This is a genomic window from Serratia sp. NCCP-200 (genome assembly GCF_059697885.1).
In genome coordinates this window covers 233,903-250,014 of the sequence record NZ_BAAKUJ010000005.1, presented here as the reverse complement: position 1 = coordinate 250,014, position 16,112 = coordinate 233,903, and the positions used below count along the sequence as shown (strand labels likewise).

Genomic DNA, 16,112 nt, shown 5'->3' with positions numbered 1-16,112 from the left:
TAGCCGAAGTCACGATACGGAGCAAATAGCTAACGCATGAAAGCAGTACGTCCCGGTAAGAAGTTGAAACGCCAGGAAGATCAGGCCAGCTTTGTCAGCTGGCGTTTTGCGTTGCTGTGCGGCTGTATTCTGTTGGCGCTGGTAGGGCTGATGCTGCGTGTGGCTTATTTGCAGGTGATCAATCCGGATCGGTTGGTGAAAGAAGGCGACATGCGTTCGTTACGCGTGCAGTCGGTTCCCACCGCTCGCGGCATGATCAGTGACCGCTCTGGCCGCCCGTTGGCGGTGAGCGTGCCGGTAAACGCCGTGTGGGCCGATCCGAAAGAGTTGAACGAACGCGGGGGTATTACGCTGGATTCGCGCTGGAAAGCGCTGTCCGACGCGTTGCAAATTCCGCTCGATCAGCTCTCCAATCGTATCAATGCCAATCCAAAGGGGCGCTTTGTCTATCTGGCCCGGCAGGTTAACCCGGCGATTGGTGATTACATCCACAAGCTGAAATTGCCTGGCATCTACCTGCGCCAGGAATCGCGTCGCTACTACCCGTCTGGCCAGGTTACCTCTCACATCATCGGTGTGACCAACATTGACGGCGAAGGGATCGAAGGAGTCGAAAAGAGCTTTGATCGCTGGCTGACCGGCCAACCGGGAGAAAGAACCGTACGTAAAGACCGCTATGGTCGAGTGATCGAGGACATCTCCTCGGTTGACAGCCAAGCGGCGCACAATCTGGCGCTGAGCATCGATGAACGCCTGCAGGCGCTGGTTTACCGTGAATTGAATAACGCCGTCGCCTTCAACAAGGCGGAGTCTGGTACCGCAGTGCTGGTGGACGTGAACACCGGCGAAGTATTGGCGATGGCCAACAGCCCATCGTACAACCCGAACAATATGGCCGATACGCCGAAAGACACCATGCGTAACCGTGCCATCACCGATATTTTTGAACCTGGTTCTACCGTGAAACCGATGGTGGTAATGACGGCGTTGCAGCGCGGCGTAGTGAAAGAAAATAGCGTGCTCAATACCATCCCTTACCGCGTTAGCGGCCATGAAATCAAAGACGTGGCGCGTTATTCGGAACTGACCGTGACCGGGATCTTGCAGAAGTCGAGTAACGTCGGTGTTTCAAAGCTGGCGTTAGCGATGCCGTCCTCAGCGTTAGTAGATACTTACTCACGTTTTGGGCTGGGAAAAGCGACCAATTTGGGGCTGGTCGGAGAAAGCAGTGGCTTATACCCAAAAAAACAACGGTGGTCTGACATAGAGAGGGCCACCTTCTCTTTCGGCTATGGGCTAATGGTAACCCCGTTACAGTTAGCGCGAGTCTATGCCACGATCGGCAGCCTGGGCGTTTATCGCCCGCTGTCGATCACCAAGGTTGATCCTCCGGTTGCCGGTGAACGCGTCTTCCCTGAGGCTACCGTACGTGCGGTAGTGCACATGATGGAAAGCGTCGCCTTGCCGGGCGGTGGTGGGGTGAAAGCCGCCATCAAGGGTTATCGTATTGCCATTAAAACCGGTACCGCCAAAAAGGTCGGGCCGGATGGCAAATACGTCAACCGATATATCGCTTATACCGCGGGGGTGGCGCCAGCTAGCCAGCCTCGTTTTGCTCTGGTGGTGGTCATCAACGATCCACAGGGTGGGAAATACTACGGTGGTGCGATATCCGCGCCGGTGTTTGGTGCCATCATGGGGGGCGCGCTGCGGATCATGAACGTTCAGCCAGATGCGTTGCCCACCGGTGACAAAAGCGAATTAGTGATTAATAACAAAGAGGGTTCAGGTGGCCGATCGTAATTTGCGCGATTTACTCGCTCCGTGGGTGCCAACGGCACCCGGGCGCGCGCTGCGGGAAATGATATTAGACAGCCGTATTGCGGCTGCCGGGGATCTGTTTGTCGCCGTAGTTGGCCATCAAACGGATGGACGCCGCTATATTCCGCAAGCCATCGCCCAAGGGGTTGCCGCCGTTATCGCTGAAGCGGAAGGCGAAGCTGAAGACGGTAAAATTTGCGAAATGCACGGCGTACCGGTGATTTACCTGGGCCAACTTGGCCAGCGCCTGTCGGCGTTAGCCGGGCGTTTCTATCATCAGCCTGCCGAACGTCTGCGCTTGATTGGCGTGACGGGGACCAACGGTAAAACTACCACCACCCAACTGTTAGCCCAGTGGAGCCAACTGTTGGGCGAAACTGCCGCCGTGATGGGCACCGTGGGCAACGGTTTGTTAGGCCAGGTTTGCCCAACGGAAAATACCACCGGTTCTGCCGTCGATGTACAGCACGTGCTTAACGATCTGGCGCAGCAAGGGGCCACCTTGGCCGCGATGGAAGTCTCCTCTCATGGCCTGGTGCAACACCGCGTGGCGGCTTTACCCTTTGCCGCAGCCGTATTCACCAACCTGAGCCGCGATCACCTGGATTACCACGGTGATATGGCCAGCTACGAAGCGGCCAAATGGTCACTGTTTGCGGGCCACGACGTTGGTCAGGCGATCATCAACGCCGACGATGAAGTCGGGCAGCGTTGGCTGGCCAAACTGCCAGACGCGGTGGCCGTCACCACGCAGGACAATTTGCAGCCTGGCTGTCATGGCCGCTGGCTGAAAACCACTGCGGTGGAGTATCACGATAACGGTGCCACCATCCACTTCAGCTCAAGCTGGGGCAACGGCGAGATCGAAAGTCGCCTGATGGGGGCCTTCAACGTTAGTAACCTGATCCTGGCATTGGCGACGCTGCTGTCACTCGGTTACCCGTTTGAGAAGCTGGTTAACACGGCCAATCAGCTGCAGCCGGTCTGTGGCCGGATGGAAGTCTTCAATGCGCCAGGCAAGCCGACGGTGGTGGTGGATTATGCCCACACCCCGGATGCCCTGGAAAAAGCGCTGGAAGCCGCTCGCCTGCATTGCCAAGGGCAACTGTGGTGCGTGTTTGGCTGCGGTGGCGACCGTGATAAAGGTAAGCGCCCACTTATGGGTGGCATTGCCGAACAGTTTGCCGACCGGGTGGTGATAACGGATGACAATCCGCGCACCGAAGAACCGCAGGCAATCATCAAGGATATTCTGGCCGGGCTGCTGGATGCCGGGCATGTACAGGTGATCCACGGGCGCGCCGAAGCCGTGACCAGCGCCATCATGCAAGCCAAAGAGCAGGATGTGGTGCTGGTAGCAGGTAAAGGCCACGAGGATTACCAACTGGTGGGTAACCGTCGTCTGGATTACTCCGATCGCACCACCGTCGCACGTTTGCTGGGGGTGCTGGCATGATCCCGGTCTCGCTTCAAACGCTGGCGGCGGTATTGGATGCCGAGCTGATCGGCACCGACTGCATCATTACCGAAGTGACGAGGGATACTCGTCAGGTCACTGCAGGTTGCCTGTTTGTGGCCCTGAAAGGCGAGCGTTTCGATGCTCACGACTTTGCCGCCGATGCTGTCGCCGCTGGCGCAGGCGCTTTGCTGGTAAGTAAGCGCTTATTGGTGGAGGCTCCGCAACTGGTGGTGAAAGATACCAGTCTGGCACTGGGGCAGTTTGCCGCCTGGGTACGTCAGCAGGTGCCAGCCAAAGTGGTGGCGCTGACCGGTTCATCGGGCAAGACCTCGGTGAAAGAGATGACAGCGGCCATTTTACGTGAATGTGGCGAAGTGCTGCATACCGCCGGGAATTACAATAACGAGATCGGCGTGCCGCTAACGTTGCTGCGTTTAGAGCCGCAGCATGATTTTGCGGTGGTCGAGCTGGGTGCCAACCATATCGGTGAGATTGCCTATACCACCGCCTTGGCGCAACCGCAGAGCGCGCTGGTGAATAATCTGGCCGCTGCCCATCTGGAAGGTTTTGGTTCACTGGCAGGCGTTGCGCAGGCCAAGGGCGAAATCTTTGCTGGTTTGCCGGCGGATGGCGTGGCGATCATCAACGCCGATAGCAACGACTGGCCGCATTGGCAGGCGCAGTTACAGGGCAAGACAGTCTGGCGTTTCTCTCCCCAGGCTGCGGAATCTGTGGATTTCTTTGCCAGCGATATCCAGGTGAAAGGGAGCGTGACTCACTTCACCCTGCACAGCCCGTTCGGCACGGTGGCGATTGAGTTGCCATTGCCGGGCCGCCATAACGTGGCCAATGCGTTGGCGGCAGCAGCACTGGCGATGTCGGTTGGCGCTACGCTGGCCGCCGTGAGTGCAGGCTTGCAACAGCTTCAGGCAGTGCCAGGGCGTTTGTTCCCGATCGCCTTGGCGCAAGGCAAGCTGTTGCTCGATGACAGCTACAACGCCAACGTCGGCTCCATGACGGCAGCGGCGCAGGTGTTGGCAGAAATGCCAGGTTATCGCGTGATGGTCGTTGGCGATATGGCCGAGTTGGGTGCAGAGGCCGAAGAGTGTCATCGCCAGGTGGGTGAAGCTGCCCGTCTGGCCGGTATTGATAAAGTCATCAGCGTGGGTGGGCTGAGCCAGGTATTGAGCTCCGCCGCCGGTAACGGTGAACATTATCAGGATAAAACAGCAGTGACCGCGCGCGTAGCGGAACTACTCTCAGCACATGCGGTAATTACCGTGTTAATCAAAGGTTCACGTAGTGCCGCAATGGAGCAGGTAGTACGCGCGTTACAGGAGAAAGCACCATGTTAGTTTGGCTGGCCGAACATTTGGTCAAATATTACTCAGGCTTCAACGTCTTTTCCTATCTGACGTTCCGGGCCATTGTCAGCCTGCTGACCGCGCTGTTCCTTTCCCTGTGGATGGGGCCGAAGGTGATCAAACGTCTGCAGGAAATGTCCTTTGGTCAGGTTGTGCGTAACGACGGGCCAGAATCGCACTTTAGCAAGCGCGGCACGCCGACCATGGGCGGCATCATGATCCTGACCTCCATCACCATTTCGGTGCTGATGTGGGCCTATCCGTCCAACCCTTACGTGTGGTGCGTGCTGTTCGTACTGGTGGGTTACGGCATCGTCGGCTTTGTCGATGACTATCGCAAAGTGGTGCGCAAAGATACTCGGGGGTTGATTGCCCGCTGGAAATATTTCTGGCAGTCGGTGATTGCCCTGGTCGTGGCCTTTGCCATGTATGCCGTAGGAAAAGACACGCCAGCCACCGAGCTGGTTGTGCCGTTCTTTAAGGACATCATGCCGCAGTTGGGCTTGCTGTACGTGGCGTTGGCCTACTTCGTGATTGTCGGCACCAGCAACGCGGTCAACCTGACCGATGGGCTGGATGGCCTGGCAATCATGCCAACCGTGTTTGTGGCGGCGGGCTTTGCGCTGGTGGCCTGGGCGACCGGTAACATGAACTTCGCCAACTACCTGCATATACCGTATCTGCGTCATGCCGGTGAGTTGGTCATCGTCTGCACCGCGATCGTCGGGGCCGGTTTAGGTTTCTTGTGGTTTAACACCTACCCGGCTCAGGTGTTTATGGGTGATGTGGGTTCACTGGCACTGGGCGGCGCGTTGGGCACCATCGCCGTGCTGCTGCGCCAGGAGTTCTTGTTGCTGATCATGGGCGGCGTGTTCGTGGTTGAAACGCTGTCGGTGATCCTGCAGGTGGGATCGTTCAAGCTGCGCGGGCAACGTATTTTCCGCATGGCGCCGATCCACCATCACTATGAATTGAAAGGCTGGCCAGAACCACGGGTGATCGTGCGCTTCTGGATTATTTCGCTGATGCTGGTGCTGATTGGCCTGGCGACGCTGAAGGTGCGCTGATTATGGTGGATTATCAGGGTAAAAAAGTGGTCATCATCGGGTTGGGCCTTACCGGCCTTTCCTGCGTTGATTTCTTTATGACCCGTGGCGTGACGCCGCGGGTTATGGATACCCGTATTTCGCCGCCGGGCCTGAATCAACTGCCCGAGAGCGTTGAACGTCATCTGGGTTCCCTGAACCAGGAATGGTTGTTGTCTGCGGATTTGATTGTGGCTAGCCCAGGCATGGCATTAGCGACTCCGGCTTTGAGCGCTGCCGCCGATGCCGGAGTTGAGATCGTCGGTGACGTTGAGCTGTTCTGCCGTGAAGCCCAGGCGCCAATTGTGGCCATCACCGGTTCCAACGGCAAGAGCACCGTCACCACGCTGGTGGGCGAAATGGCCAAGGCTGCCGGTTGGGCCGTGGGCGTTGGGGGCAATATCGGCCTGCCAGCGCTGAGCCTGCTGCGCCAGGAGTGCCAACTGTACGTGCTGGAGCTGTCGAGCTTCCAATTGGAAACCACTCACAGCCTGCATGCAGCAGCGGCAACCATTTTGAACGTGACCGAAGATCATATGGATCGCTATCCATTTGGCCTGCAGCAATACCGTGCCGCCAAATTGCGCGTCTATGAAAATGCCGAAGTCTGCGTAGTGAATGCGGACGACGCGCTGACCATGCCGGTGCGCGGTGCTGATGAGCGCTGTGTCAGTTTTGGTGCCGACGTGGGGGACTACCATCTCAACCGCCAGCAGGGTGAAATCTGGCTGCGGGTGAATGGTGAGAAAGTCCTCAATACCAGCGAGATGAAGCTCACCGGTCGCCATAACTTTACCAATGCGTTGGCGGCCCTGGCCCTGGCCGATGCCGTCAAGCTGCCGCGTGCGTCCAGCCTGAAAGCGCTGACGACCTTTACTGGCCTGGAGCACCGTTTCCAACTGGTGTGGGAACACAATGGCGTGCGCTGGATTAATGATTCCAAAGCCACCAACGTCGGCAGCACCGAGGCGGCGCTGAACGGCCTGCAGGTTAAGGGCACGCTGCATCTGCTGTTGGGCGGTGATGGTAAGTCTGCGGACTTCTCGCCGCTGGCGCGCTATCTGCAAGGTGACAACGTGCGCTTGTACTGCTTTGGCCGCGATGGCGCACAGCTGGCACAGCTGCGTCCGGAAGTCGCCACGCAGACAGAAACGATGGAGCAGGCGATGCAGGCCATTGCCCGCCAGGTGACATCAGGCGATATGGTGCTGTTGTCACCGGCCTGTGCCAGCCTGGATCAGTTCCGTAATTTTGAAGTGCGTGGCAACGAGTTTGCCCGTCTGGCACAGGAGCTGGGCGGATGAGACTACGGGTGCCGACGTTCGGCCTGACCAACAAGCTGAAAGACTGGGTGATGGGATCGCGTGAAAGCGATACGAGCAGCATGGTGCTGTATGACCGTACCCTGCTGTGGCTGACCTTTGGCCTGGCGATTGTTGGTTTTGTGATGGTGACGTCGGCCTCGATGCCTATCGGCCAGCGCCTGGCAGAGGATCCGTTCCTGTTTGCCAAGCGTGATGCACTTTACCTTGGGCTGGCGTTCGGCCTGTCGTTGGTAACACTGCGTATCCCGATGGCCGTTTGGCAGCGTTATAGCAACGTCATGCTGCTGTTATCGATAGTCTTGTTGCTGGTGGTGCTGGTGGTTGGTAGCTCGGTAAACGGGGCTTCACGCTGGATTTCACTGGGCCCGTTGCGTATCCAGCCCGCTGAGTTATCCAAGTTGTCGCTGTTTTGCTACCTGGCGAGCTATCTGGTGCGCAAGGTAGAGGAAGTCCGCAGCAACTTTTGGGGCTTCTGTAAGCCAATGGGTGTGATGGTGGTGCTAGCGGTGCTGCTGCTGGCCCAGCCGGATTTGGGGACGGTGGTGGTGCTGTTTATTACCACGCTGGCGATGCTGTTCCTGGCCGGGGCGAAGATGTGGCAGTTCCTGGCGATCATCGGATCGGGCGTGTTTGCCGTGGGGCTGCTGATCATCGCGGAACCTTACCGTATGCGCCGTGTGACTTCGTTCTGGAACCCATGGGCCGATCCGTTTGGCAGTGGTTACCAGCTAACCCAGTCGCTGATGGCGTTTGGCCGCGGCGAGTTCTGGGGGCAAGGGCTGGGCAACTCGGTACAGAAGCTCGAGTATTTACCCGAGGCGCACACTGACTTTATCTTCTCCATTTTGGGCGAAGAACTGGGCTATATCGGTGTGGTTTTGGCCCTGTTAATGGTATTCTTCGTCGCTTTTCGCGCCATGTCGATCGGCCGCAGGGCGTTGGAGATAGACCAGCGATTTTCCGGTTTTTTGGCGTGTTCGATCGGTGTCTGGTTCAGTTTCCAGGCGTTGGTGAACGTCGGTGCGGCAGCGGGGATGTTGCCAACCAAAGGCTTGACCTTGCCACTGATAAGTTACGGTGGCTCGAGCCTGATCATTATGTCGACGGCGATCGTGCTGTTGCTGCGAATTGATTATGAAACGCGCCTGACCAAAGCGCAGGCGTTTGTGAAGAGGTAGCGGATGAGCGGTAAAGCTAAGCGTTTAATGGTGATGGCAGGCGGTACCGGCGGGCACGTGTTTCCGGGGCTGGCGGTCGCGCATCATTTGATGGCGCAGGGCTGGCAGGTTCGCTGGCTCGGCACCGCAGACCGAATGGAAGCCGATCTGGTGCCAAAGCACGGGATCGAGATTGATTTTATCCGCATCTCCGGGCTGCGTGGCAAAGGCCTAAAGGCTCAGTTGACCGCACCGGTGCGTATCTGGCAGGCGGTGCGCCAGGCGAAAGCGATCATGCGTAGTTATCAGCCGGACGTGGTGCTGGGGATGGGCGGTTACGTTTCCGGCCCCGGCGGTTTGGCTGCCTGGCAGTGTGGTATCCCGGTAGTGCTGCATGAGCAGAACGGCATTGCGGGCCTGACTAACCGCTGGCTCTCAAGGATTGCCAAGAAAGTGTTACAGGCGTTCCCAGGGGCGTTTCCGAATGCGGACGTCGTGGGTAACCCGGTACGTACCGATGTGTTGGCGCTGCCGCTACCTGCCGAGCGTCTGAACGGGCGTGAAGGGCCAATCCGCGTGCTGATTATCGGCGGTAGCCAAGGTGCACGCGTGCTGAATCAGACAGTTCCTGAAGTCGCCGCGCTGCTGGGCGATAGAATAGCTCTCTGGCATCAGGTAGGTAAGGGCGCATTGCCAACGGTACTGCAAGACTACGAGAGGGTAGGGCAGACCGGGCACAAGGTGACCGAGTTTATTGATGACATGGCAGAGGCTTATGCCTGGGCGGATGTGGTGGTGTGCCGTTCTGGCGCGCTGACCGTCAGCGAAGTGGCGGCGGCGGGACTACCGGCCATTTTTGTGCCGTTCCAGCACAAAGATCGTCAGCAATACTGGAACGCGCGTCCTCTGGAGGAGGCCGGTGCAGCCAAAATTATTGAACAGCCGCAGTTTACTGCCGATGTCGTGGCGGAACTGCTGGCAAGCTGGGATCGCCCAACGCTGTTGAAGATGGCCGAAAAGGCCCGCGCGGTAGCGATCCCGGATGCAACAGAACGCGTGGCGGCAGAAATTATTCGTGCAGCCCTGTAAGGCCGTCGGGGTTACCCCTGTTGAGCTAAATCGAACCTGATAGATAGAGAAGTGATGAATACACAACAATTGGCGAAACTACGTACTTTCGTGCCCGAGATGCGACGCGTCCGGCACATTCACTTTGTTGGCATCGGTGGTGCCGGCATGGGTGGTATCGCCGAGGTGTTGGCCAACGAGGGTTATCAGATCAGCGGTTCCGACCTGGCGCCGAACCCGGTCACCCAGCAGTTGAGTGAGCTTGGGGCAACGATTTACTTCCATCACCGCCCAGAAAACGTGCTGGATGCCAGCGTGGTAGTGGTTTCGACCGCTATCCCGGCAGACAACCCGGAGATCGTCGCAGCCCGCGAGGCGCGCATTCCGGTGATCCAGCGGGCAGAAATGCTGGCCGAGCTGATGCGCTATCGCCATGGCATTGCCATCGCCGGTACGCACGGTAAAACCACTACCACGGCGATGGTGTCCAGTATTTACGCCGAAGCCGGTCTTGACCCAACGTTTGTTAACGGTGGGCTGGTGAAAGCGGCGGGTACCCACGCGCGTTTAGGCTCTAGCCGTTACCTGATTGCGGAAGCGGATGAGAGCGACGCGTCGTTCCTGCATTTGCAACCGATGGTGGCGATTGTCACCAACATCGAAGCCGACCATATGGATACTTACCATGGCGACTTCGAGAATTTGAAGCAGACGTTTATCACCTTCCTGCATAACCTGCCGTTCTATGGTCGTGCGGTAATGTGCATCGACGATCCGGTCGTGCGTGAGTTGTTGCCGCGCGTGGGTCGCCATATCACCACCTACGGCTTTAGCGAGGATGCGGATGTGCGCATCGAGAGCTATAGCCAGATCGGGCCGCAGGGGCACTTTACCCTGAGCCGTCAGGATAAGCCGTTGATGACCGTCACCCTGAATGCACCGGGCCGCCATAACGCCTTGAACGCGGCGGCGGCGGTTGCCGTGGCGACGGAAGAAGGCATTGCCGACGATGCCATTTTGCGTGCGCTGGCCGGTTTCCAGGGAACGGGGCGTCGCTTCGATTTCCTGGGGGAATTCCCACTGGCGGCGGTGAACGAAAAACAGGGTAGTGCCATGTTGGTGGACGATTATGGCCACCACCCAACGGAAGTGGATGCGACCATCAAAGCCGCGCGTGCCGGTTGGCCAACCAAGCGGGTGGTGATGATCTTCCAGCCGCACCGCTATACCCGTACTCGCGATCTGTATGACGATTTCGCCAACGTGTTATCGCAGGTTGATGTGTTGCTGATGCTGGATGTCTATCCGGCGGGTGAAGCTCCGATCCCTGGTGCTGATAGCCGTAGCCTGTGCCGTACCATTCGCAATCGCGGCAAACTGGATCCGATCCTGGTGTCCGATGCGGATACCGTGCCAACGCTGCTGGCGCAGCTGTTGCAAGGAGACGACCTGGTGCTGGTGCAAGGGGCCGGCAATGTCGGTAAAATCGCGCGCCGGCTGGCTGAACTAAAACTGCAACCCCAGATCAAAGAGGAGGATCATCATGGCTGATAAAGTCGCCGTATTGCTGGGTGGTACCTCCGCAGAACGTGAAGTTTCACTGCAATCTGGCGCGGCCGTGCTGGCCGGGTTGCGAGAAGCGGGCATTGATGCGCATGGTATCGACACCCGTGACTTCCCCGTCACCGAGCTGAAAGCGCAGGGGTTCACCAAAGTATTCATCGCGCTGCACGGGCGGGGCGGTGAAGATGGTACATTGCAAGGTCTGCTGGAGTTTTTGCAGTTGCCTTATACCGGCAGCGGCGTGATGGCCTCGGCGCTGACCATGGATAAATGGCGCAGCAAAATGGTATGGCAGTCGATGGGGCTGCCGGTGGCACCTTACGTGGCGCTGAGTCGCCGCCAGTATCTGGGCGACGATCGGCCAAACCAACTGGCCGCCATTGAAGCTTTGGGATTGCCACTGATTGTGAAGCCAAGCCGCGAAGGCTCCAGCGTTGGCATGAGCAAAGTGACCGAACGCGCAGCCCTGGAAGGGGCGCTGGAAGAGGCTTTCCGTCATGATGAGGATGTGCTGGTAGAGAAATGGCTCAGCGGCCCGGAATACACCGTGGCGATCCTGGGCGATAAGGTGCTGCCTTCCATCCGTATTCAGCCCGCTGGCGTGTTTTACGATTACCAGGCCAAATATATTTCCGACGATACGCAGTATTTTTGCCCGAGCGGCCTGGATGCACAGCAGGAAGCCGCTATGGCTGCGCTGGCACTGCGGGCTTACCGTGGGCTGGATTGCAGCGGCTGGGGGCGTGTTGATGTCATGCAAGACAGTGATGGCAGCTTCTACCTGCTGGAGGCGAATACCTCGCCGGGCATGACCAGCCACAGTCTGGTCCCGATGGCGGCTCGGCAGTCCGGATTAACTTTCTCGCAGTTGGTTGCGGGAATTCTGGCGTTGGCTGACTGAGATGTCGCAAGCGGCTCTGAATGCACGCGAGCGCGAGGCGGATAACGGCCCACGCCGCAGCAATGGCACCCAACTGGCAGGGATGATTTTCCTGCTGATGGTGCTAGGCACCATCCTGTGGTGCGGCTGGGTAGTGGTGGGTTGGATGCAAGATGCCAGCCGTCTGCCGCTCTCAAGGCTGGTATTGACCGGTGAACGCCATTTCACCACTAACGACGATGTTCGCCAGGCGATCTTGGCTTTGGGAGCACCGGGCACCTTTATGACGCAGGATGTGGACATCATCCAGCAGCAGATCGAGCGTCTGCCGTGGGTCAAGCAGGCCAGCGTACGTAAACAGTGGCCGGATGAGCTGAAAATCCACCTGGTGGAGTATGTCCCGGTGGCGCATTGGAATGATTTGCACATGGTTGATGCCGAGGGCAAGTCGTTCAGCATTCCGGCACAGCGTTTGGGCAATCAGAAATTACCGTTGCTCTATGGTCCGGAAGGCAGCGAACAGGATGTTCTGGAAGGTTACCGCGCGATGAACGGCGTGCTGGCAGCCAGCAAGTACCAGCTTAAGATGGCGTCCATGACGGCCCGCCATTCGTGGCAGTTGGCTTTGGATAACGATGTTCGGCTGGAACTGGGACGTGACGATCGCATGGGTCGCTTGCAACGCTTCATCGGGCTTTATCCGGTGCTGTTGCAGCAGGCGCAGGCGGAAAACAAGCGCGTCAGCTATGTCGATTTACGCTATGACTCCGGTGCCTCAGTCGGCTGGGCTCCGGCGTTTATCGACCCGCAGGCAGCCATGGGCGATCGACCAAACAGTAATCAGCAACAGAATCAGGCACAGGCAAAACAACAATGATCAAGTCGACGGACAGAAAACTGGTAGTTGGACTGGAGATCGGTACCGCAAAAGTCTCCGCATTGGTAGGGGAAGTTTTGCCCGATGGCATGGTCAACATTATCGGGGTGGGAAGTTGCCCGTCTCGCGGTATGGATAAGGGTGGCGTTAACGATCTGGAATCGGTAGTCAAGTGCGTACAGCGCGCTATTGACCAGGCCGAACTGATGGCGGATTGTCAGATTTCTTCGGTTTACCTGGCCTTGTCGGGTAAGCATATCAGCTGTCAGAACGAGATCGGGATGGTGCCGATCTCCGAAGAGGAAGTGACGCAGGAAGACGTGGAGAACGTAGTGCATACCGCCAAGTCGGTGCGTGTGCGCGACGAACACCGCATCCTGCACGTTATCCCTCAGGAATACGCCATCGACTATCAGGAAGGCATCAAAAACCCGGTTGGGTTATCCGGCGTGCGTATGCAGGCCAAGGTCCACCTGATCACCTGCCATAACGATATGGCCAAGAACATTGTCAAAGCAGTGGAACGTTGTGGTCTGAAAGTGGACCAACTGATTTTCGCCGGTCTGGCCGCCAGCTATGCGGTGCTGACCGAAGATGAGCGCGAGCTCGGCGTCTGTGTGGTAGATATCGGCGGGGGCACCATGGATATGGCGGTGTATACCGGCGGTGCTCTGCGCCACACCAAAGTGATCCCTTACGCCGGGAACGTGGTCACCAGCGATATCGCCTACGCCTTCGGCACGCCGCCGACCGACGCGGAAGCGATTAAAGTTCGACACGGTTGTGCACTTGGGTCGATTGTTAGCAAGGATGAAAGTGTTGAGGTTCCTAGCGTGGGGGGAAGGCCTCCTCGGAGTCTGCAAAGACAGACATTGGCTGAAGTGATTGAGCCGCGCTACACCGAACTGTTGAATCTGGTTAACGATGAAATATTGCAATTGCAGGAGCAACTGCGTCAGCAAGGGGTGAAGCATCATCTGGCAGCGGGTATTGTGCTGACCGGCGGTGCCGCCCAGATTGATGGCCTGGCAGCCTGTGCGCAACGGGTATTCCATACCCAGGTACGCATCGGCCAACCCTTGAACATCACGGGTCTGACGGATTACGCGCAAGAGCCTTACTATTCTACAGCGGTCGGGCTACTGCACTATGGAAAAGAGTCTCACCTGAGCGGTGAGGCAGAAGTAGAAAAACGCGCCTCGGTGGGCAATTGGTTTAAACGCATCAATAGCTGGCTGAGAAAAGAGTTTTAATGTTTAGACAAAGAGATCATGCTGAGTAATCTTTTTATGATCTCGCAGCGACAGGCACAAAACGGAGAGAAACTATGTTTGAACCAATGGAACTAACCAATGACGCGGTGATTAAAGTCATCGGCGTCGGCGGTGGCGGTGGCAATGCCGTTGAACACATGGTGCGCGAGCGCATCGAAGGTGTTGAATTCTTCGCCGTTAATACAGACGCTCAGGCGCTACGTAAAACGGCAGTTGGCCAAACCATCCAGATTGGTAGCGGTATTACCAAAGGTCTGGGTGCAGGCGCGAACCCGGAAGTGGGTCGTAATTCAGCGGAAGAAGACCGTGAAGCCCTGCGCGCCGCCCTGGAAGGTGCAGACATGGTCTTCATCGCGGCCGGCATGGGTGGCGGTACCGGTACCGGTGCTGCGCCAGTGGTGGCAGAAGTCGCAAAAGATCTGGGTATTCTGACCGTGGCCGTGGTGACCAAGCCTTTCAACTTTGAAGGCAAGAAGCGCATGGCATTCGCGGAGCAGGGTATCGCCGAGCTGTCCAAGCACGTGGACTCGCTGATCACCATCCCGAACGACAAGTTGCTGAAAGTTCTGGGCCGTGGCATCTCTCTGCTGGACGCGTTTGGCGCGGCCAACGACGTACTGAAAGGCGCGGTGCAGGGTATTGCCGAACTGATCACCCGTCCGGGCCTGATGAACGTCGACTTTGCTGACGTGCGCACCGTGATGTCCGAAATGGGCTACGCGATGATGGGCTCTGGCGTTGCCTGTGGCGAAGACCGTGCCGAAGAAGCGGCGGAAATGGCGATCTCCAGCCCACTGCTGGAAGATATCGACCTGTCCGGCGCCCGTGGCGTGCTGGTCAACATCACCGCTGGCTTCGACCTGCGTCTGGATGAGTTCGAAACCGTGGGTAACACCATCCGTGCTTTCGCTTCCGACAATGCGACCGTGGTAATCGGTACCTCGCTGGATCCGGAAATGAACGACGAACTGCGCGTGACCGTAGTCGCGACCGGTATCGGTATGGACAAACGTCCTGAAATCACCCTGGTAACCAATAAACAGGCCAGCCAGCCAGTGATGGATCACCGCTACCAGCAGCATGGTATGTCACCGCTGCAGCAGGAAGTGAAACCTGCCGCCAAGGTGGTGAACGATCAGAGCGCGCAACCAAACAAAGAGCCTGATTATCTGGATATTCCGGCCTTCCTGCGCAAGCAGGCAGATTAGGAATAAGCTGATAATTTGGAATCTCCGCTCTTTGTGCTAAACTGTCCCGCCGGCCTTGCTGTATGCTGGGCTGGTTGGATTGATAACATTGCGAGATAAAACGATGATCAAACAAAGGACATTAAAACGTATTGTTCAGGCGACTGGTGTCGGTTTACATACCGGCAAGAAAGTCACGCTGACAATGCGCCCAGCGTCGGCTAATACCGGGGTCATCTATCGTCGCACTGACTTGAATCCACCGGTTGATTTCCCGGCTGATGCAAAATCCGTGCGTGATACCATGCTCTGTACTTGCCTGGTGAATGAGTCAGACGTGCGTATTTCCACCGTTGAGCACCTTAATGCTGCGTTGGCGGGCCTGGGTATCGACAACATCATTATTGAAGTTGACGCTGCCGAAATCCCGATCATGGACGGTAGTGCCAGCCCGTTTGTCTATCTGTTGCTGGATGCCGGCATCGAAGAGCTGAACTCGGCGAAGAAATTCCTGCGTCTGAAAGACACCGTACGTGTTGAAGATGGCGACAAGTGGGCAGAGCTGTCCCCGCATAACGGGTTCCGCCTTGACTTCACCATCGACTTCAACCACCCGGCGATTGATGCCAGTACCCAACGCTATCGTCTGGATTTCTCAGCCGATTCGTTCGTACGCCAAATCAGCCGTGCGCGTACCTTCGGTTTCATGCGTGATATCGAGTATCTGCAGTCCCGTGGCCTGGCCTTGGGCGGCAGCTTCGATTGTGCGATTGTGGTGGATGACTATCGTGTCCTCAACGAAGACGGCCTGCGCTTCGAAGACGAATTCGTACGCCACAAAATGCTGGATGCCATCGGCGATCTGTTCATGTGCGGCCATAACATCATTGGCGCGTTCACCGCGTACAAATCAGGTCATGCGCTGAACAACAAGCTGCTGCAAGCCGTGCTGGCGAAACAGGAAGCTTGGGAATTCGTGACATTCCAGGATGAAGCCGAAATGCCGTTGGCATTCAAGGCTCCGTCAACCGTACTGGCCTAAGCTGCCAAGA

Annotated in this window: 13 protein-coding genes; all 13 read left to right on the top strand. The window is 57.5% G+C overall.

What is annotated here, in order from left to right; all coding sequences use genetic code 11:
- Nucleotides 1–36: 36 nt before the first annotated feature.
- The 13 genes from AC6HVW_RS17695 to lpxC all read left to right on the top strand — a co-directional run bounded on the left by AC6HVW_RS17695 (nt 37) and on the right by lpxC (nt 16,102).
- Nucleotides 37–1,803: a peptidoglycan glycosyltransferase FtsI gene (locus AC6HVW_RS17695; RefSeq protein ID WP_071682178.1), complete on the top strand. Its 1,767-nt coding sequence runs from the start codon at nt 37–39 to the stop codon at nt 1,801–1,803.
- Nucleotides 1,790–3,277: a UDP-N-acetylmuramoyl-L-alanyl-D-glutamate--2,6-diaminopimelate ligase gene (gene murE, locus AC6HVW_RS17690; RefSeq protein ID WP_497569572.1), complete on the top strand. Its 1,488-nt coding sequence runs from the start codon at nt 1,790–1,792 to the stop codon at nt 3,275–3,277. The genes AC6HVW_RS17695 and murE overlap by 14 nt, the downstream gene beginning before the upstream one ends.
- Nucleotides 3,274–4,635, top strand: a complete 1,362-nt coding sequence (murF, locus tag AC6HVW_RS17685; protein ID WP_071682180.1) for a UDP-N-acetylmuramoyl-tripeptide--D-alanyl-D-alanine ligase — start codon at nt 3,274–3,276, stop codon at nt 4,633–4,635. Before murE ends, murF begins: the two co-directional genes overlap by 4 nt.
- Nucleotides 4,629–5,711 carry a phospho-N-acetylmuramoyl-pentapeptide-transferase gene (mraY, locus tag AC6HVW_RS17680; RefSeq protein ID WP_021179322.1) on the top strand — a complete coding sequence of 361 codons (1,083 nt, stop codon included), beginning with the start codon at nt 4,629–4,631 and terminating at the stop codon, nt 5,709–5,711. The genes murF and mraY overlap by 7 nt, the downstream gene beginning before the upstream one ends.
- 2 nt (nt 5,712–5,713) lie before the next feature.
- Entirely contained in the window at nt 5,714–7,033 is a 1,320-nt protein-coding gene (gene murD / locus AC6HVW_RS17675; RefSeq protein WP_497569571.1) for a UDP-N-acetylmuramoyl-L-alanine--D-glutamate ligase, read from the top strand.
- Entirely contained in the window at nt 7,030–8,232 is a 1,203-nt protein-coding gene (gene ftsW / locus AC6HVW_RS17670) for a cell division protein FtsW (protein ID WP_021179324.1), read from the top strand. Before murD ends, ftsW begins: the two co-directional genes overlap by 4 nt.
- Before the next feature lie 3 nt (nt 8,233–8,235).
- Complete coding sequence (gene murG / locus AC6HVW_RS17665; RefSeq protein WP_024483526.1) at nt 8,236–9,300, top strand: undecaprenyldiphospho-muramoylpentapeptide beta-N-acetylglucosaminyltransferase; 1,065 nt, start codon at nt 8,236–8,238, stop codon at nt 9,298–9,300.
- Between the two features lie 54 nt (nt 9,301–9,354).
- Complete coding sequence (murC, locus tag AC6HVW_RS17660; protein ID WP_021179326.1) at nt 9,355–10,830, top strand: UDP-N-acetylmuramate--L-alanine ligase; 1,476 nt, start codon at nt 9,355–9,357, stop codon at nt 10,828–10,830.
- Nucleotides 10,823–11,743 carry a D-alanine--D-alanine ligase gene (locus AC6HVW_RS17655; protein ID WP_071682181.1) on the top strand — a complete coding sequence of 307 codons (921 nt, stop codon included), beginning with the start codon at nt 10,823–10,825 and terminating at the stop codon, nt 11,741–11,743. The genes murC and AC6HVW_RS17655 overlap by 8 nt, the downstream gene beginning before the upstream one ends.
- A 1-nt stretch (nt 11,744) precedes the next feature.
- On the top strand, nt 11,745–12,599 hold the full coding sequence (gene ftsQ / locus AC6HVW_RS17650; protein WP_059199741.1) for a cell division protein FtsQ: 855 nt from the start codon (nt 11,745–11,747) through the stop codon (nt 12,597–12,599).
- A complete protein-coding gene (gene ftsA / locus AC6HVW_RS17645) occupies nt 12,596–13,852 on the top strand; it encodes a cell division protein FtsA (protein ID WP_004950148.1) in 1,257 nt (418 codons plus the stop codon). Before ftsQ ends, ftsA begins: the two co-directional genes overlap by 4 nt.
- A 74-nt stretch (nt 13,853–13,926) precedes the next feature.
- Nucleotides 13,927–15,081 (top strand): cell division protein FtsZ, encoded by a 1,155-nt coding sequence (ftsZ, locus tag AC6HVW_RS17640; RefSeq protein ID WP_024483522.1) that lies wholly within the window; start codon nt 13,927–13,929, stop codon nt 15,079–15,081.
- A gap of 103 nt (nt 15,082–15,184) precedes the next feature.
- A complete protein-coding gene (gene lpxC / locus AC6HVW_RS17635) occupies nt 15,185–16,102 on the top strand; it encodes a UDP-3-O-acyl-N-acetylglucosamine deacetylase (protein WP_021179330.1) in 918 nt (305 codons plus the stop codon).
- Nucleotides 16,103–16,112 lie beyond the last annotated feature (10 nt).